Below are 18,526 nucleotides of genomic sequence, written 5' to 3'. Positions count from 1 at the left end.
GGGGAGAGAATCCATGACGAACCTCGACGACGCACTCAGTGATCTCGGCGTGGCAGAGGATGAAGAGGTCTACGTGCCTGCCTTCACTGAGGAGGAGTCGGACCTCGATCGGAAGGTGAATGACCTCTTCGCTGGCTCCGTGGTCCGCAAGGACCTCGTCAAGGCGGTGCGCGGCAACGCGGTCGTGCCCGGATACGTGCTCGAGTATCTCCTCGGGCAGTACGCCGCCTCAGACGACGAGGACACCATCCAGGACGGTATCGACATGGTGCGCAGCATCCTCGCCGAGCACTACGTCAACCGGAACGAGAAGGTATTGATCCAGTCGACGATCCGTGAAAAGGGCAAGCACAGGATCATCGATCGTGTCACCGTCGACCTCAATACGAAGCAGGACTTCTACGAGGCGTCCTTCGAGAACCTCGACATCAAGGGTGTGCCGATCGACGTCAACACCGTCACGAATAACCAGAAACTGCTTGTGGGTGGCGTCTGGTGCATCTGCGACATCGAGTACCAGCCGAGCGATGGCCCGACCGAGCCGTGGGTGCTCGCGAGCCTCAAGCCGATCCAGATCGCTGGCGTCGACTTCGATCGGTACAACACGGCACGAGCATCGTTCACGACCGACGAGTGGATCGACGTTTTGATGCAGTCCATCGGGCTCAACCCGGAGCAGTTCAGCCTCCGGGACAAGCTCATCGCGCTCACCCGGCTCATCCCGTTCGTCGAGCGCAACTACAACCTGGTCGAACTCGGTCCGAAGGGCACGGGAAAGTCGCACACGTTCAGTGAGCTTTCGCCGAACGGTGCGCTCATCTCCGGTGGCGAAGTCACGGTCGCCAAGCTCTTCGTCAACAACGCGAACGGTAAACTCGGCCTCGTCGGGTATTGGGACGTGGTCGCCTTTGACGAGTTCGCGTCGAACCGCCGTACCGACCAGAACCTGGTCAACATCATGAAGAACTACATGGCGAACAAGCAGTTCAATCGCGGCAATCAGCCACTCGGAGCTGAAGCATCCATGGTCTTCATCGGCAACACGTCGCACACCGTGCCGTACATGCTCCAGCATTCCGATCTCTTTGATGAGCTCCCCGATTCGTACCGCGACGCCGCGTGGCTCGACCGCATCCACCACTACATCCCCGGTTGGGAAGTGTCGCCGATCCGGTCAGAGATGTTTTCCGACGGCTACGGCTTCGTCGTCGACTACCTCGCCGAGATACTCCACTCCAAGCGCTCGGAGGATTTCTCCGATAAGTACCAGGCACACTTCAGCCTCGGCTCTGACATCTCCACCCGCGACCGCGACGGCATACAGAAGACCTTCTCCGGTCTCATGAAGCTCATCCACCCGACGGGAACCGCCACCCCCGACGAGATAGAGGAGCTGCTCGTCTACGCCATCGAGGGTCGCAAGCGCGTCAAGGATCAGATCCTCCGGATCGACGCCACCATGCGGGATAACCCTCCGCACTTCGGTTACGAAGACTCGCTCGGCGACTGGCACGACGTCGTCACGGTCGAGGAGAACCAATATCCGCAGCTTTACCGCCGCGATTGGAGCGCGGAAGGCGCGCGCTCGAGCAGTGATCTGCCGACCTACACCCCGCCAGCTCCTACACATCAGCCATATGCCGCCAGATCTGTCGCCCCGCCGCTGCCGATCGTGCCCGAAGGTAGCAGCGCGCCCGTAGTGCCGGATGCCACAATGCCGCTCTTTGAAGGCATCCGAGATTTCAAAGCTGGACAGACGGGCGTCTCGTACGAGAATGTGCTCCTGCCGTACCTCGTTGGTGCAGGGAAGATCACCATTGTGGACCCCTATATCCGCAGGCCGCACCAGGTGCGCAATATCGGCGACCTGCTCGGCCTGATCGCACTTGCGAAGGCACCGGCTGACGAGATCGCGATCGAGCTCATCACCGGGCAGATCGACCAGGACCATCTCAAGAAGGACCAGCTTGAGCGTCTGGTCGCGTTGCGTGAGGCAGCTCAGACCTTTGGTATCACGCTCGACATCCGTCTTGATGACACCATTCACGATCGATCCATCCTCACGAACCATGGCTGGCGCATTCTGCTGGGAAAGGGTCTCGACATCTGGGAGCCCCCGACGAATGCGATCGCGGAGGCTCGGCAGGAGTTCCGGCGCATCAAGTCCGACACGACCTTCACCTACGCCCGCACCCCCATCGAAGGCGCCTGACGATGGCGGGTCTGCATCCGGCGCAGGCCGCACTCGAGGAAGTCATTCGAGGGCGGCTGGTCGGGAATTGGGAGCTCACGGAGCCGCTCGGACGCGGGGGCCAGGGTACGACGTGGCGAGCCATCTGGAAGAGGGAAGATCATTCCCTTACCCGGGTTGGCGTGGCTGGCGGACGGCTCAATCGTGGCGTGATCAAGCTGATGCTGCCGCCCGCCCCCGATGAAGTGCCGATCCCGCCGGCCCGGTTCGACGCGTGGCTCGCGAGCGAAGCGAAGGCCTTTCTGTTCGAAGCGATGGTCCTCAGCAAGATCGACAGCCCATACATCCCTGGCGTCTTCGAGGCCGCGACGCAGCACACCCGGGCCGGCTGGGACGTGCCGTGGTTCGCGACAGAACTCATCAGCGGGCGGAGCCTTGCCGAGCAGGTCGGCAGCGTCGGGCCGATGGATCAGAATCAACTCCTCGACCTCGCGCACGACATCCTCTCGGCGCTCACCGCCATCCATCATGTCGGCCTCGTACACCTCGATCTCAAACCCGACAACGTCATGCTCGAGCCAGGCAGAGCACGCCTCATCGACTTCGGTCTCGTCACGAAGGCGAATCAGAAGGGGCGCCTTGGCGGAACGCCCGGCTTCTTCACCCCGGAGCAGCTTGATGAAGTGATTGAAGAACGGGATTTCGCGCCCGCAGCCGATGTCTTCAAGCTCGGCGTTACGCTCGCGATCGCTGCCGGCGTCCGTCTGCCAGACATCTGGAACACGGATCCGTTCGGCGATGACGCGACCGTGCGCCGCGCGATGGCGGATGGGCCGCGACTGACCTCGCTAGGCGCTGTGTCGCGCGATGTGATCGCGCCGATGCTAGCCTTCGACCCGCGCCAGCGACCAACTGCCGCGGCCTCGCTGGAGCAGGTTCGCGATCTGCTTCCTGCCGGAAGCTCGAAGGGTTCCGGCAAAGAGCAGACTGTTGGGGTGGCGGATCGCCTTGCGCAGCCGAAGCCGCCGCAGCCGGCTGAGCGATCGGCCCGCGCCGCAGCCGGCGGGCAGAGGCCCGCCCGGATGGTATCAGCAGCAAACGTCGGGAACGCGAATGTCGGCGCAAGGGTGGTCGTTGTCGACCGGCTCGGCCTCGACTGGACCGGCGTCGTCGTCGGTGTAGACACGAAGCGCCCTGGCAACATCCTCATCAAGCACGAATCGACTCGTGGCGCCGAAAATGTCCGGTCCTACCCGCTGAACCAGGTAGTCCGCGGTACACCGCTGAAGTAGTCGGAACGCACGCCAACCCTTTGTCGCTTGGATAGACCAAGACCATGACCACTGAAGACCTCCCGCCGCTGAAGTAATCGATTGGTGCTGGATTGCTGAGGCGCGTCTCGCCGCGATGCAAATGCGGCCCTGCCTGAGGCCATGCGGATTGACGCAGTCACGATCGCGCACACCACGCCCCTTTTGAGTCCTGGCGTTTTGGCGATCTCCTGCTGAGCGGGATCGGGTTTCACCATCGGCCGTTCTCACCATAGGTCGGCTGGGCGCTGACGAGACGGAAGCCGACGCATGGTTAGTCGCCCGCGCTAACCGGGTCCGTCGAGCCCTCGCCGCAGTATCAGGTGATCAGTCGCGGAGATCGAAGGAGAGCGGCGCCAACGATGGTGAGTACGTCTGACGAGGTGCGTCGCCAAAGCGCACAATCCTCCGTGTCGATGTCGAGGGCGGATTGCCTATCCCTGATTGGTCCACTCCCGGTGTCGATCCGGCGTCGCGTGGAGGGCGGGCGCGCCACTCGGGTCGGTAATCCGATCGAAGAAGTACACGTAGTAGCCGCCAACGGGCGCATCGCCTTCGCGAAGGTACACCGCGCGCGGGCTCGGCTCGTGCGGTTGCTGCAACGGCGTGCTGAAGGCTGTCGGAACGCCCCCACCGGGGATGACGGGCATGCGGTACCGCTTCCCGTCGATCGGCCCACCGAGCATCACGGCGGGCACGTGCTCGAGTTCACTCTCGTGGTAGCTCTTCCTGGCCATGGTTCTTCCTCACAGTTCATCAACCGCGCGGGCGGGTCCCTGCCCACCCCACGTCCCCAGTTTGGGAAAGTCGATCAGACTACAACTGGCCACCGACACTGACTCGACACTCGCGGCAAACGTGGCGCGTGCCGCCTGCATCCGGCAGAGTGATTCAGAACGTGCCCAATTGCGCGCCATCCGCCACACTCTCCCTGGGGACCCGTGAACTACAGAGATCAGAGCTTCCGTGGGAGCGCCCTTGCTGGCGACGACCTGCGCGGGGTCGACTTCAGCGGCTGCACGTTCATCGATATCGAATGGAGCGGTCGCGACCTCACGGATGCCGTCTTCGCAGACGCACGATTCGAGGGCGGCAGCATCGCAGGTGCCTGCCTCGAAGCGACCGACCTCACCCGCACGAGATTCCGTGAGACCAATGCACGCGGCGCCTCCTTCGTGGACGCAGTTTTCACTGGCACACAACTCACTGACGTCGACCTGACAGACGCAAAGCTCACCGGCGCATGGATGTCCGGAGCGATCATTCTCGGTGGGTGGCTGACGCGCGCGGACTTCAGCAACGCGATCCTCCGCACTTGCGGTTTCAACTTCGTTCGTGGTGAGGCTGCGAATTTTACCGGATGCGAGATCACCTCGCCCAACGATGCAGGGCAGGGAACGGTCGAGATCGCGCTGCCCGCCGCGAACTTCGCGCGTGCCGTCCTTCGGGACGTGACGTGGCAGGGTGCTCGACTGCCGTGGACGAAGTTTGTGGGCGCCAAATTGAATCGCGTTGTTCTTGCAGGAGCGGAACTCGACCATACGGACTTCACCGACGCTGACCTCGAATCGGTCATATTGGATGGCGCCGCGCTGTCGAATGCCGAGTTCGGCGGCAGTGAGCCGAAACCCGCGCCGCGCGAACCCGCGCTGGTCTTCGTTCCCGAGCCCCTGCCCGCTCTTCGACTGCGCCACATCGGGTTTCGCGGCGCTCAACTGACCAACGCACGATTCAACGGAGTCGTATTGAGCGAGTGCGACTTTCAGGACGCGATCGCGGAAGCCGCGGAGTTCATGGGCGCCCGCTTCGATCGATGCCTCGTGGAGGGCGTGAATTGGTCGGACTGCGCACCCGGCTGGATGACGACGGATAATGCCACTCGCCGGGAAATGATCAATCTCTTCCTGTCTGCGAACATGGCACTTCCCTTCCTTCCTCTCGACGAATCGTTCGACCTGGTCCGGGCCGACGCGTGTCACTTCCGAAGTCCTTCATGGCAAGGCGTCGAGGCCGCGACGCTCGACGCCTTCGCCCCCATAGCTGAGCGGCTGGGCGGGGGGTCGCTCTATGACGGATTCGTCCTCGGTGTCGATGCCCGAGAGCCGGACTCCGAGACCTGGACGTATGCCTGCAGGGAGCTCGGACTCTCCGTCGTCGCGCAGCTGCGCCGTGGAAGCAGCGAAGAGGCTGCAGAGAACCTGACCCTGCGGTGGGATGCGACGATGCGAGCGATGACGCGACTGTTCGAGCTTCGACAAGCGGCGGCCGATGAGTCGCGACTTCTCATCGAGTACAGCGAGCCGCACGGGGTTGCGCGCTGGCGCTGGAATCGGGAGGGGGACGAGCGGATCGCGGTCTGGAACGGCGACCCGAGCGACCTCGCTGGTTTCTTCCGCGCAGCCACCGTCGAAGCGCAGAAGCTCTGACGCTCCGATTCACCGCCTCGCTTGTTGTGAGCGCATCTACTCGTGACGCTTTCAGGGCGAGGTGTCGTCGGCCGCCTCGATAAGCCTGACGAATGCGCTGAGTTCCTTCACCGCCGCCACCGTCGTCGGCAGGTGCGCGGTAAGGCTGGGCGAGTGAACCAGCCAGCTGGCCCACTGTGCGCGCGAGATGGCCACGTTTAGGCGGTTGCGGTTGATGAGAAAGTCCATGCCGCGTGGCACCTCCGAGGCATCCGATGCCGCCAGCGACACGATCGAGACCACGGCCTCGCGGCCCTGGAACTTGTCGACGGTGCCGACCTGCATGTCGGTGAACCCTGCCGCCGCGAGAGCATCGAGCACGAGTTGGCGTTGCGCGTTGTAGGGCGTGACGATGATGATGTCGTCGGGGCGGAGGGGATCATTGGTGCGCCCGCTTGATGGATCGGTCCAGCGTGCGCCGACAAGCCGGCGCACGAGGTCTACGACGACGGATGCCTCTTCCATGGATGCGACCGAGTTTCCGGTGTGCCCGACCGACACAGGGTGCAGCCCTGAGGCCCAGCCGTCCAGGTGACGATCTCGGGTGCACTCGTGCGCATGCAGCGCGTTGGCATACGACAGCTGCGACACGTGACGGGTGAGTGCGGCATCCATCCGTCGCGTGAGAGCAAGGAAGTATCCGAATTCGCCGGGCAGCACGCGCGCGCCATCGGCGATCCAGCCGAGTGCTGATTCGTCGACGGGTTGGGGGTGGGTGCCCTGTGACACTTGGGGCAGTTGCTGCGGATCGCCGAGTAGAAGCACGCGCCGGGCGCTGAGCGACACGGCGATGGTGTTGGCGAGAGAGAACTGCCCGGCTTCGTCGATGACGAGGAGGTCGAGTTGCTGACGCGCGATCTGCTTCTCGTTCGAGAATGCCCAGGCCGTCGCGCCGATGACGTAGCCGCCGGGCTGGTCATCTGCCCAGGCCGAGATTTTCCCTGACTCCACGGATTCATATGGCGTTGTTCGATCTCCTGACACGTGCGCGAGCTGGACCGGGTTGACGCCCGCTCTGACGATGCCGCTGAGGAAGTTGTCGATGACGGCGTGAGACTGCGCCGTGACACCGATCTTCCATCCATCGCGAACTAGGTCGGCGATCGCGTGGGCGCCGGTATGGGTCTTTCCGGTTCCGGGAGGACCCTGCACCGCGAGGTACGACCGGTCGATATCGCGGATGGCGCCGGCGAGGCCTGGAGACTCGAGCGCGTCGACGGGAGCGAGGTGACCCGATTGAGTTTGCGGCGGTCGGCGGAGCAGGATGTCGCCTGCGGCATCCTGCGGCACGTCGGGGTAAGCGGCGAGTAGACTCCTCGCCCACTCGAGGATCGCGTTCCGTTGGGCGATGACGGCGATCGGCCCGGCCGGAACGAGCGCGATTGGCAACGCCGAGTATGGCTCTTCGCCGCGGCGGAGCACCTCGCGCACGATCACCACGTCGTCTGCGGCGTCATCCTCGACCTCCGTGATGGTCGCTTCGTGTGCCGGGCGGGCGCGGGGGTCGTCGCGCTCGGTGCGCGGGGCATTGCTGTCGCTGTTGTACACGAGGTTGGGTCGATCGGATGCCTTGAACTTTGACCCCGGTCCCGCAGTGCCAGTGAGGCGCAGGATGCGCCGGAGGTTCTGCCGCGAGGTCTCCCGGTGCCAGTCCTCAACCACCTCGACGTCTTGGATTGCGAGCACGTCGCGGTCGTCGGCCCATTCGTCGATGGGCTCGAGCAGGCGGGCGAAGTGCTCCCACCAGCCCTTCTTGTCTTCCCGGCTGTAGTAGCGGACGGCGGCCGCGGCGAGCGCCGCCGCGAAGCGCGACGGATCGTCTTGGACTGTCAGAGGGTCACCGGCCAGTTGCAGGAGCGCCTCGGAGAGCGCGGCCTCCTCGGCTGCCACGGCGCTCAGCGTCGGCTCAGCGCGCTCGACGGCTTCATCGATATTCCCGCTCGTCGCGGCATCCGGAGCGAGTGAACGCAGCCAGTCACGCAGCGCGAGGGTCGAGCGGCAGTCGTATTCGTTGTATTCGGCGATCTTGTCGAGCTTCTGCTCGTATCCCTCAAAGTCTTGGAGGCGTCTCAGCGCGACCGCCTCGGCATACTCGACGATCGAGTCGCCTGCGTTCGTCACCCCTTCGTCGTTACGCAGGTCGGCTCCCATGTACAGCGGCTCGAGCTTCTTGATCGAGTAGGAGGGAGACCCCACTCGAAGAGCGCCTCGCACGGTGGCGTACAAGTCGACGAGCACGTGCCGTCGAAAGAGATTGTCGACGATATCTTCGCCGTACCCGTGCCGGATCGCGAGTTGCGCAAGATGCGTGCGCTCGTACGACGCGTAGTGGTAGATGTGCATGTTCGGATGCCGCGCGCGCCGCGCCGTCACGTAGTTGAGGAAGTCGTGGAGCGCGCGACCCTCTTCGGCGAAGTCGTGCGCCCAGAACGCCCGGAACGTGCCGTCGACCTCGATGAGCCCGAACAGGTAGTCAAGGCCCCACACGTGCCCCAAGTCGTCGGTGTAGAGCGGGTCGCCTTCGAAGTCGAAGAATATGTCTCCGGGGTCAGGTGCCGGCAGCGCGAGGACCGGTAGGGCCGAGATCACCTCGTAGGGCGGTGTCTCGCCTTTCACTGCCTTCAGCTGCAGTCCCGCCTGCGCGCGAAGGTTCTCGAGTGTTCGTGCGCCGATGCCTTCGACGGTTCCGGTGCTCTCGGCAAGCTGATCGATCGTGCGGATGTCGGCCCTCGCAAGTCGCTCACGCTGCGAACGGCGAAGGTTCGCGACCAACAGCACATCGCGCCGCGTCTCGATCTCTGCCTCGCAGTGGTCGCATGCCCCGCAGATCGAGAAGCGCTCGTCACCCCACCCCGCGGGGACGCCGTCGGCGCCTTCGGTGTCGCGGATGCGCAGGAGCTCGAGCAGGCGTCGACGTCGCACTCGGTATACGGGCAGGAGCTCCTCGATGAGGTGGTTTGATGGTCTGCCATCACCCAACAGCAGCGTCACGGTGTCGTCGACCAGGATGTCGTTGCGCTCGAGGACGTCAGCGTAGGCGGCGAGCTGGAGGACCGCCGTGACCTTCTCAGAACGTGCGAGCTTCGTGTCCTCCACCCGGTAGCGACCGTCTGGCTGGCGAGTGATGAAGTCGGCGAACCCGACGAATGCTGTGCCCGTAGTCGCGTCTTCTTCGAACATCGTCGCCTGGAACACAACGTCGGCGCCGTCTCTAAAGGCTTGAGCGCTGAGCGCTGCCGCCTCGCTCATCGATTCGCGGGTGAGCGGGTCCGGTCGCGCGAACTCGCGTACGCCGAGTCCGAACTCGTCGCGGTACGCCTGCAGGACGCGCAGTTCGTGCTCGTCGCCCAGAGCGGCCGTGCGGCTTAGCAGCTTGTCTTCCTTGGCGATGAGCTTGTCGATGCGACCGCGTAGCTGATCGAGCTTGCGGAGGAACGCGAACTCGCACTTCGATGCCGTCGTGAGGTCGCTGGCAGAGGTGACGAGAGTGCCGTCGGAGAGAGTGAACATATTGCTCCTTTGCGACGGGCGTATCGATTCCGTTTGGGCGGGAGTCAGCCTGCACTCGGACCATATCGGAATCAACCGAGACAGGTGGGGCTCTGCAGTTGGAACCCGACGTCGAGCACGTCCGTTCGCTTGACATGAAGGCTCAACCCTGGGCCGATTCAGGTGCGTACTAGCGCCGGACAACTCCCCGGCGCACTCCGGCCAAGAAATCACCGAACTCACCTCCCGCTCCACTCCTGCCATCAGACGCTCAAGGTCAGTCACGAAGCGACACGGGTATAAGTGCAAACAATCCGGTTGCCGATCCAGTCTCGAAATAAACAGCCTGACTCCGCTTAGTCGGGGACGTTTACCCTCGAACCTCACATTGCGAGTGGGACAACCTCAACGAAATAAAGCTCGACGGGTGCGCCACCGTTAGCCTCTTCGATCCTCGCTATCGAGTAGCGACCACCCGCGATCAACTCGCGTTCATCGCCCTTGATGCCAGATTCTGCCCAGGCGGGTATTGCCGGGAACGGGCCTACTACCTCGAAAAGGAATGCGTTGCCGAATGACTTGGCCACTTCGCGGTCAAGACTCAATCCCCACAGTGGCATGACGATGACTCCAGACCGAGAGCGCCCGCGATCTCGGCATCCTGTGGCCCGCTTGCGATTCCCCGCCCCACCCAGGCGGAATGGAAACCGGTCGACTCCTCCCCAGCCGGCGGCATCCCTGTGGGGTGCAGAGGCGAGCGCATCCAGAAGAGTGCGCGCACGCGTCATAGTGACCTCGTTGGCCTCCGCCTCACGTTCATGCCGCGTGACGAAATCAGCCTCGAAGTACTACCCGCGCCGCCGCACGTATCGGTGAGGACCCGCCGTCGCGTCCGCCCGGCCAAGCTCTGCACGCGTCTTGCAGGGTATCGCCGTGTACTTTCCGATCCACGAGACTCCTCGGTGACGTCATCGCCCGCTGGGACTGCCCAACCGGTATGGGTTGGCAAACCCGACCGTAGCGGACGCGCGGACGGCGCGGACGGTCGCGTCTGAGTTCAGCGGCGCTGATCTTTCAGCGATGGGTCGTCCGACAAGCGGGTCGTTCACTGCAGCTTGATCTGCGGGTTGGTGACTGCGAATCACGGCGACCAATGGCACCTCCTCACTTGCAGTCGAGGAGTGACGCCGGATTGGCACAACAGCGGCGACGGATGCTGGTGGTCGCGGCGAGCCTGAATGCAGCATCGGTCGCCTCGCGTGAAGTTGGCGCCGCGGCCTCGAGCCTGCACGCGTTGCTCTTCGACCACGGGTACCGCTGGGGCGCTGACTCAGCTGGAGCGGAGGTGCGGACGCGTCTGTCTCGTGGCGACGCCGACCAGACGACGGGGATGATCTACGACGCGCCGACCAAGCTCGTCCTCTACAACGGCGATCGGATCGTCGTAGACGAGGCCGGCATGGTCGACCTCCGGACCGCGGCCGTCCTCGTCGATTTCGCCCTCGAGCGCAGTTTCGGTGTGGCGATGGTAGGAGATCCGTATCAGGCCCTCCCGGTGGTGCACGCAGGAGCGATGGCAACCGCAGTCCGATACGCGACAGCATCCGTCGAACTCGACACCGTGCACGGTTCAGCGCTCCCGAATACTCCGCGCTCACGCTGCGCCTGCGCAACCCCCGCGACCGCGACGATGCTCTGAGCGTCGCGGGGGAGATGCTCGAACGCGGGCACGTGCAGCGGGTGGCCAGCACGGACGAAGCGCGCGACGCGATGGTTGCGGCCTAATTCGATTGGCACCCCGGGAAAGCGAGTGGCGTTGGTTTCCGGTACCAACGACGAGGCCGGCGCGATCAACGGCGCCACCCAGCAACGACGGGTCGAGGACGGCGAGCTGGACCCCAGGACGCTCGCGCTGGGGATGGGGGAGCAGCGCATTCTGGTCGGCGGCACGGTGCAGACCCACCGCAACGATCCGCGCACCGGGGTCGAGAACCGTGCGCTGTGCGTGGTGCGTGACATCCGGGACGAGAGCATCGACCTCACCTCGGTCAGCGACGGTGGTGAGATTCGTCGCGTGAGCCGCGACTACGCGCTCGACCACCTGCAACCTGCGTACGCGTCGGCGGTGCACGGCATTCAAGGAGAGACGACGGATGCCGCGGTGGTGGGGCCGGGTGTAGACGCGGCCGGACTCTACGTCGGCCCTGACGCGCGGGCGGCACCAGAAGGTGGCCGTGACTATCGCTCGGACCGATGTGGCGGCAATTGCGCAGGTCGATCCAGGACGCGATGCGGGCGGCGGACGTAGAGCCGCGGCGGGCGGCGCGAGAGCAGTTCCAGACTTCCGCCGCTTGGGCCACACCGAGCTCGTTGCCTTCGCGCGGCGGACTCTCGCTCTAGTCACCCACTCGGGCTTGCGCGCTCGCCGGTATAGTCCGGGGATGACTGCGACCATCAAGGTCAGCGAGCAGCTCCGTGACCGGCTCAAGGAGCAAGCCGCACGTTGCGGGCTCACACTCGGTGCCCACCTCGCGCATTTCGCAGATGCCGAGAACGCACGATGAAGTCTCAACCTGCCGAAGTCCGCGATCGACGCGTGGAGCAGCCCCGATGCAGGGTCGTACGCTGCCGAGACCGGGGACTGGGCGCGCACCGAACTGGCCGACGCATGCTGCGCCACAAGGTCGGGGTGCAGGTGGCTCGCACGATCGAGCTCTTGAAGGTCGACGAGGACTTCTTTGCCGACGAGTGAGTCCTTCGCCGCGCATCGGAACGCGAAGGGAGGCCGCCCCCGAAGCGGCGGCCTCCCATGACCACTGTCAGTAGCCCACCGCCGCGAGGGCGAATTGGATCTCCGCGTCGGTGAACTCCTCGTACGCGAGCTGGTCGTAGAGCGACTGCCGCGAGAAGGACGAGAGTTCGAGGTAGCTCGCAGCCTTCTCAGCCGCCTCGGCGTTCCAGTCGGCGCCGGCGTTGTCGGCGCCGAAGGTGGCTTCCTCCGTCGAGAAACCCTCGTACTCCAGCTGGCCGATGAGTCCGGCGCGCGAGAACCCGGTGAGTTCCAGGTACGACTGCGCCTTCCGGATCGCGTTCTGCTGCGCCAGCGTGTAGACCGGCTTCGGCGCCCCGGCGGCCACCGTTACCTCGGTGCCCGGCTCCGCCCCGAGGGAACCGATAGGACCCTGGGAGAGGATCACCCAGTCCTCGCCCACACCGGCATCCACTACGAAGACGAACCCGGCGGCCTCGACGGCGACCCGCGCCTCGGCCACCGGCGTCCCGACGACATCAGGCACGACGACGGTGGTGTCCTCCGGCTCTTCATCGACGAGCTCCTCTGCCTCGTCCTCCTCTGCGACGGCCACCGGCCTTTCGGCAGACGCATCGTCGGCGGAACCGCTGCCGCTGATAGCGGTGGAGATGATGCTGCTCAGCACGAGCGCGCCCAGCGCGATGAGGCCCCACTGCCACCATCTGAGGCTCGACAGCCCCCGCTTCGTGGAGACGGCCACTGCGCCGGCCTCGGAGGCTTCGGCCGCAGGCGGAACCGGCGGATGCACGAGCGCGCCGGAAGCGTCGCGCACCGACGCGTGCTCGGTCCACGCTGCTCCGTCCCAGTAGCGCTTGCCGCTCTCAGGATTCTGCGGATCGGGGTACCAGCCCGCCGGCGGCTGCCCGTTCGGGGTCTCGACGTGCGTCTCGGTGTTGTTGCTGTTCTCGGACATGACAGGACTCTCTGGTCGTGCGAGGCGCATATCCCCAGGGGTGCGCCACCGGCCGATGGCCAATAGAACAGGACACACCAGACCTCCGACATTGGCGCATCCACGGTGCGTGAGTATGGAATGCGATGAAGCCGAGGCACTTCGCTAACATGGCGGCAGGCAGGGCCGAACCTGCCGCCGGGAGCAGTTCGTGGGGAACTTCGACTTCGTCCGGGATCGCTGGCCGAAAGTCTGGGACGCCGCATCCCGCGCTGAGTCGTACCTGCGCAGCGACCCCCGCGCGTCGGCGACCTATGCGCGACGTGCCGGCGAGATGTTCACCGAGTGGATCTACGCCGCAAAAGCTCTCCCGCGGCCGTACGACGGCTCTTTCGCGAACCTGACGGCGCAGCAGCCTTTCCGCGATGCGGTCGGCGCGAATGTCGACGGCAGCCTGCGGCTCGTACGACAGATCGGCAACGATGCGGTGCACAAGGAGCAGGAGATGCCGCTCGGACGCGCGCGCGGCTCCCTCGAGCAGCTGCACCCGATCTGCCGCTGGCTCGACCACTGCTACGGCGACGCGGGCGCGGGCACCCCCGCTCCTTTCGATTTCGCGCTGGTGCCGCCTGCGCCCGCCACCGTGATCCGGCAGACTCGCGCCGACCTCGAGCGGGCCCAGGTCGAGTTCGAGGACGCACGCCGCGCCCTCGCCGAAGAGAGGGAGCGCAACGGGGCGCTGAAGCATGAGCTCCAGGAGCTGCGCGAGGCCGCCGAGGCGGCGAAGGCCGAGAACGCCCGAGCGAACGCCGAGCTCGGCATTCCGGATCCGACGCTGGCGACCGAGGCCGAGACGCGCCGCGATCTCATCGATCTTCACCCCAACGAGGCGGGCTGGGCGCTCACCGACCCGAGAGCGCGCGAATGGCCGGTGCAGGGCATCCCCAGCCCTTCCGGCGGCGGCAAGGTCGACTATGTGCTGTGGGGCGACAACGGCAAGCCGCTCGCGGTCGTCGAGGCCAAACGCACGACGAAGAGCGCGAAGGAAGGCCGGTTGCAGGCCGAAATTTACGCTGACGCGCTGGAGCGAGACTTCGGTCAGCGCCCGCTGATCTACTTCACGAATGGCTACGAGACCTGGCTCTGGGACGATCGCCGTTACCCGCCGCGCCGGGTTGCCGGGTACATGACCAAGGATCAGCTCGCACTCGCGATCCAGCGGCGGCAGTCCCTCAAGCCGCTCGCCACGGCGACAATCGACCGCACGATCGTGGAGCGCCCGTACCAACTGCGGGCCATCCGCGCCGTCACCGAAGCCTTCGAGAAGGAGCGTCGGCGTGCGCTGCTCGTCATGGCGACGGGAACTGGGAAGACGCGCACGGTGATTGCGCTCATCGACGTGCTCCAGAAGGCCAACTGGGTGAAGCGGGTGCTGTTCCTCGCCGACCGAACAGCCCTGGTCAATCAGGCCGTGCGTGCGTTCAAGTCCCACCTTCCCGACAGCGCCCCGGTCAACCTCGTCACCGATCGCGACAGCGAGGGCCGCGTCTTCGTCTCCACCTACCAGACGGTGATGGGACTCATCGACGCCGGCCAAGACGCGCTGCGCCGCTTCGGCCCGGGCTACTTCGACATGATCGTCGTCGACGAAGCGCACCGGTCGATCTACAACCGCTACGGCGAGATCTTCGACTACTTCGACGCACTGGTCGTCGGCCTCACCGCGACGCCCCGCGCCGACGTCGACCACAACACCTACCGGCTCTTCGAACTCGATGACGGTGTCCCGACGGACGCCTTCGAGCTCGACGACGCGATCGCCGGCGGCTACCTCGTGCCGCCCGTGGCACGCCCGGTCGATCTCGGGTTCATGACACGCGGCATCCGCTACGCCGATCTGTCCGACGCGGAACGCGAGCGTTGGGACGAGCTGGAGTGGCAGGACGGCGAGATCCCCGACGCCATCGATGCGGCCGCGATGAACCGATGGCTGTTCAACGAAGACACCGTCGACAAGGTGCTTGAGGTGCTCGTCTCGGAGGGTCGCCGGGTTGCGGGCGGCGACGTGCTCGGCAAGACGGTCGTCTTCGCCAAGAATCAGCGGCACGCAGAGTTCATCGAGGAACGGTTCGACGCGAACTTCCCCGAGCAGCGCGGGAAGCTCGCGCGGGTGATCACGTACGTGGCGGGGCCGTACGCGCAGACGCTCATCGACGATTTCTCCACGCCCGGGAAGAGCCCGCACGTCGCGATTTCGGTCGACATGCTCGACACGCGCATCGACGTCCCTGACGTCGTCAATCTCGTCTTCTTCAAGCCGGTGCACTCGCACACGAAGTTCTGGCAGATGGTCGGACGCGGCACGCGCCTGCGCCGCGATCTGTACGGGCCCGGCGACGACAAGCGCGAATTCGTCATCTTCGACGTGTGCGGCAACATCGACTTCTTCAACGAGGAGCTACCGCCGGCATCCTCTTCGCGCTCCGTGTCGCTCTCGGAACGCACGTTCCTGCTGCGTGCGCGCCCGCTCGCCGCACTGCACGGGGCCGCGTCACCGGAATCCGCGTCGCTGCGCGCAGGGATCGCCGGACGGCTGCAAGCGGCTGTGGCCGGAATGAACCGCGACAACTTCCTCGTGCGCAAGCATCTTCGCGCCGTGGAGCGGTTCGGCAGCGCCGACGCGTGGGACTCCTCCTCCGATGACCTCGACGCCGCGGCGGAGCTTGCCGGGCTGCCGGCGGCGAACGAGCAGGACCCCGATGAGGCAGCCAAGCGATTCGACGCGCTCGTACTCGACGCTCAGGTCGCCGTTGCTGCGGGCGAACCGGTCCCCTCCGCGCCGGCCACCCGCATCATCGCAATCGCGCAGGCGCTGGGCGATCAGCGCAGCATCCCGGCAATCTCCGCACAGTCGGCGCTGCTGGACGCTATCGTCGATCCCGCCTGGTGGGAGCGGGTCGACGTCGTGATGCTCGAGCGGGTTCGCGTGAACCTACGCACTCTCGCGCGGCTCATCGGGCGCGAGTCGCAGGCTATCGTCTATACCAATTTCAAGGACACGCTCGACCCCTCGCGCGAGGTCGCGCTCAGCCGGGTGGTGCCGGGTCTGAACCGGCGGGCTTTCCGCGAGAAGCTGTACGGATTCCTCGCGAACCGCTCCGACGTCGCGCTGCACAAGCTGCGCACCGGGCGGGCCCTCACCGAGGTAGACCTCGAGCAACTCGAAGACGTTCTCACCTCTGCGGCCGGCATGGATGCCGGCCAGCTCGACGACGAAGCCGCCGGCGCGGGGGGACTCGGACGTCTCATCCGCTCGATCGTCGGCATGGACCGGTCCGCCATCGAAGAAGCGCTCGCCGACTTCGTCTCAACCCCCGGATTCACCCACCGCCAGCACGCCTTCGTCGATCTCGTGGTGCAGCAGCTCACGATCGCGGGCCAGCTCGACCCTCGCCGGCTCTACGACGACCCGTTCGACGGCGTCGCACCGGAAGGACCCGACGAGATCTTCAGCGACGCGCAGATCACCGATCTGATTCAGCGGTTACGGCGCAGCGACGAGTCGGCGCAGCCGCGGGAGTCGGCGCGTGCGTGACGGGGCGGCCTGAACCAGACAGGGCCCTTTTATGGCGCGTACCGCATATCTGGCTTGCGTTTGTGACAACGGGGAGGATTGAGGCATGACGGATGGGAGAGACTTGAGTAACCACAAGACTTCAGCGACCGCCCTGAAGGGGACGTCTCGCGCAAGTTCGCGAAGCTGAAAAGCAGGTCTCGTTCGGCTGCACAGCTTGGAACCGGACGTAGGGAGGAGCGGGGTGCTTGCGGGGTTCCGGGACGAGCCGACCGGCCGTCTGCAGGATCCGGTCGGGGATGTCGACGGGGGTTACACGCCCTCGCCAAGCAGGTGCCAGGGGATCGTTACCGGTCCCGCATCCAGTCCTTCGGCCAGCAACGCGGCCCACAGCGTGACGATGCGTTGCCGTACCCGTTCGGAGACCTGTTGCGGTGAATTTGCCGGGGCGCGGGACCGAGGCTCGAGCCCGGTGATACCTTCCACCCGGTAGCGGGCGAGGAGCTCGTGCAGGTAGTGCCTGCTCACCCCGGACTCGGTCGCCGACGCGGTGACAGTGAGCTGTCTCACCCTGATCTTCAACACCACCCGATGCTTCGACCAACACGCACGAGTGTCGCCTATGACCTGACTGACGTGTCGCGATCACCTGTCTCATATGTCATGAACCAGACGCCTCCGGGGCGCCATCTTTTGGATAAGGATTTCTGAAGTCCTATTCGCGGTGGCCGCCCATTGAGAGTCGCTGTGCAGTCGCGTTCGTTATCGTCGTTCGATGCTCGCGCTGCGCGTTCGAACAAACTTTAGCCACGCGAACTTTCTGATTCTTTGCGTCGCCTCCGTCCATCTGGCACAGTGGGTCACTGTGCCAGCCCGCTTCGCAGCCCAACTGTGTGGTTACCGAAGGCACGGGACGCCGAATACATCGGATAACAACGATTCGCAGTCCAAGGAGCTTGGTCACGCGCTTTTCGAGCAGCTGGGTGTGATCGCCGGCCAGGTTGGTCCCACCGACCCAGGCACCGCGCTGGAGGAAGCTACGCGGCTCGACCTCGCGACACGACGGCCCGACTTATCTATTCGACGATCCCGGTCAGTCGCCGAATTCTCGCAATACCGTCACCTCGCCGTGCTTCCCAGCTTCAGCAAGACGTACAAGCCGGTCTCGAGAGCGATGGATGAGCTTCAGGAACTCGCTAATCGCCTGCCCAAGTCGGCGGAGGCCACGAAGCTTAAGTCCGCGCTTCGGCGCAAGGTCGCGCAATATGCGAAGCAGGATGTGCTTACGCGGCAGATGCTCTTGGAGATGCCTGAGGAAGCAATCCTCAAGGTCGACCTCACAGTCGGTGGAGCCGGGGCGAACGACGACATTCACATGTACGCGGGGGTGTCCGCAAAATGGTCCCTGCGAACCGATCGTGCGCAGGATTGCATCTCGCAAGGATCTAGGTTGGCAACTCAACGGCGTGGCGCTATGCCCCACTTCGCGGTTCTGACGATGGAGCCCCGGCCCGCCATGCTGCGGATCTTGGCGGATGGGTCGGGAGCGATCGACTGTGTCTACCACCTTGATCTTCCAGCGTTGACCCGCGCCATCGAGGAGGTTGCCTCGACGAAGCCCAGCAGGTGGTCTCCGAAACGCACGTTCGACCGGCTCATTCAGCAGGGCCGGATTCGTGACTACGACGAGCTCGTCAGGACGGTTCAGCGCGTTCCGAAGACTGAACTGCTGGCCGAGTCCGATTCTGCCCCCAGTCCGGCGGGGGCGGACCCCGATGTCTGAGGGCGCGCAT

13 protein-coding genes are annotated in these 18,526 nt (G+C 65.0%); 8 read left to right on the top strand and 5 right to left on the bottom strand.

All coding sequences use genetic code 11. The annotated features are described in order from the left end of the window. Positions 1-13 precede the first annotated feature (13 nt). A complete protein-coding gene (gene brxL, locus QNO11_RS10760; RefSeq protein ID WP_257508280.1) occupies positions 14-2,212 on the top strand; it encodes a BREX system Lon protease-like protein BrxL in 2,199 nt (732 codons plus the stop codon). Positions 2,213-2,400: 188 nt separating this feature from the next. Next, on the top strand, positions 2,401-3,483 hold the full coding sequence (locus QNO11_RS10755) for a protein kinase domain-containing protein (protein WP_257508281.1): 1,083 nt from the start codon (positions 2,401-2,403) through the stop codon (positions 3,481-3,483). Between the two features lie 452 nt (positions 3,484-3,935). Here the strand turns inward: QNO11_RS10755 and QNO11_RS10750 are convergent, their stop codons facing one another. After that, complete coding sequence (locus QNO11_RS10750; protein ID WP_257508282.1) at positions 3,936-4,238, bottom strand: hypothetical protein; 303 nt, start codon at positions 4,236-4,238, stop codon at positions 3,936-3,938. A gap of 204 nt (positions 4,239-4,442) precedes the next feature. Here QNO11_RS10750 and QNO11_RS10745 point away from each other — a divergent pair, with 204 nt between their 5' ends. After that, the gene (locus tag QNO11_RS10745) at positions 4,443-5,927 is read left to right on the top strand and encodes a pentapeptide repeat-containing protein (protein WP_257508283.1); all 1,485 of its coding nucleotides are present in this window, start codon (positions 4,443-4,445) and stop codon (positions 5,925-5,927) included. Between the two features lie 51 nt (positions 5,928-5,978). Here QNO11_RS10745 and QNO11_RS10740 read toward each other — a convergent pair whose 3' ends face one another. After that, complete coding sequence (locus QNO11_RS10740; protein ID WP_257508284.1) at positions 5,979-9,476, bottom strand: TM0106 family RecB-like putative nuclease; 3,498 nt, start codon at positions 9,474-9,476, stop codon at positions 5,979-5,981. Positions 9,477-9,838: 362 nt separating this feature from the next. Further along, complete coding sequence (locus tag QNO11_RS10735; RefSeq protein WP_257508285.1) at positions 9,839-10,075, bottom strand: hypothetical protein; 237 nt, start codon at positions 10,073-10,075, stop codon at positions 9,839-9,841. Between the two features lie 593 nt (positions 10,076-10,668). On the opposite strand from QNO11_RS10735, the gene QNO11_RS10730 reads away from it, so the two are divergent. The 3 genes from QNO11_RS10730 (at position 10,669) to QNO11_RS10720 (ending at position 12,019) form a co-directional block, all read left to right on the top strand. After that, positions 10,669-11,154, top strand: a complete 486-nt coding sequence (locus QNO11_RS10730) for an AAA family ATPase (RefSeq protein ID WP_257508286.1) — start codon at positions 10,669-10,671, stop codon at positions 11,152-11,154. Between the two features lie 111 nt (positions 11,155-11,265). Next, a complete protein-coding gene (locus QNO11_RS10725) occupies positions 11,266-11,763 on the top strand; it encodes a hypothetical protein (protein WP_257508287.1) in 498 nt (165 codons plus the stop codon). Positions 11,764-11,896: 133 nt separating this feature from the next. After that, positions 11,897-12,019: a hypothetical protein gene (locus QNO11_RS10720; protein ID WP_257508288.1), complete on the top strand. Its 123-nt coding sequence runs from the start codon at positions 11,897-11,899 to the stop codon at positions 12,017-12,019. 255 nt (positions 12,020-12,274) lie between these two features. Here QNO11_RS10720 and QNO11_RS10715 read toward each other — a convergent pair whose 3' ends face one another. Beyond that, the gene (locus tag QNO11_RS10715) at positions 12,275-13,180 is read right to left on the bottom strand and encodes an Ltp family lipoprotein (RefSeq protein ID WP_257508289.1); all 906 of its coding nucleotides are present in this window, start codon (positions 13,178-13,180) and stop codon (positions 12,275-12,277) included. A 190-nt stretch (positions 13,181-13,370) separates the two neighbouring features. Between QNO11_RS10715 and QNO11_RS10710 the strand changes: the two genes are divergently transcribed. Then, entirely contained in the window at positions 13,371-16,754 is a 3,384-nt protein-coding gene (locus tag QNO11_RS10710) for a DEAD/DEAH box helicase family protein (RefSeq protein ID WP_257508290.1), read from the top strand. Between the two features lie 291 nt (positions 16,755-17,045). Here QNO11_RS10710 and QNO11_RS10705 read toward each other — a convergent pair whose 3' ends face one another. Then, entirely contained in the window at positions 17,046-17,318 is a 273-nt protein-coding gene (locus QNO11_RS10705) for a leucine zipper domain-containing protein (RefSeq protein WP_257508291.1), read from the bottom strand. 190 nt (positions 17,319-17,508) lie between these two features. On the opposite strand from QNO11_RS10705, the gene QNO11_RS10700 reads away from it, so the two are divergent. Further along, entirely contained in the window at positions 17,509-18,516 is a 1,008-nt protein-coding gene (locus tag QNO11_RS10700) for an NgoMIV family type II restriction endonuclease (RefSeq protein ID WP_257508292.1), read from the top strand. Positions 18,517-18,526 lie beyond the last annotated feature (10 nt).

Origin of the sequence: Microbacterium sp. zg-B96, assembly GCF_030246865.1 — a bacterium.
In the GTDB taxonomy this organism is placed as follows: Bacteria; Actinomycetota; Actinomycetes; order Actinomycetales; family Microbacteriaceae; genus Microbacterium.
The sequence above is the reverse complement of the archived record's forward strand: the minus strand, read 5'-3'. Positions and strand labels throughout refer to the sequence as shown.

What these genes read in the sequence shown, in the direction of transcription:
- QNO11_RS10750 (WP_257508282.1), bottom strand. Translation starts at nt 4,238, where the DNA reads ATGGCCAGGAAGAGCTACCACGAGAGTGAACTCGAGCACGTGCCCGCC.
- QNO11_RS10730 (WP_257508286.1), top strand. Translation starts at nt 10,669, where the DNA reads ATGCTGGTGGTCGCGGCGAGCCTGAATGCAGCATCGGTCGCCTCGCGT.
- QNO11_RS10700 (WP_257508292.1), top strand. Translation starts at nt 17,509, where the DNA reads ATGCTCGCGCTGCGCGTTCGAACAAACTTTAGCCACGCGAACTTTCTG.
- QNO11_RS10740 (WP_257508284.1), bottom strand. Translation starts at nt 9,476, where the DNA reads ATGTTCACTCTCTCCGACGGCACTCTCGTCACCTCTGCCAGCGACCTC.
- QNO11_RS10735 (WP_257508285.1), bottom strand. Translation starts at nt 10,075, where the DNA reads ATGCCACTGTGGGGATTGAGTCTTGACCGCGAAGTGGCCAAGTCATTC.
- QNO11_RS10720 (WP_257508288.1), top strand. Translation starts at nt 11,897, where the DNA reads ATGACTGCGACCATCAAGGTCAGCGAGCAGCTCCGTGACCGGCTCAAG.
- QNO11_RS10715 (WP_257508289.1), bottom strand. Translation starts at nt 13,180, where the DNA reads ATGTCCGAGAACAGCAACAACACCGAGACGCACGTCGAGACCCCGAAC.
- brxL (WP_257508280.1), top strand. Translation starts at nt 14, where the DNA reads ATGACGAACCTCGACGACGCACTCAGTGATCTCGGCGTGGCAGAGGAT.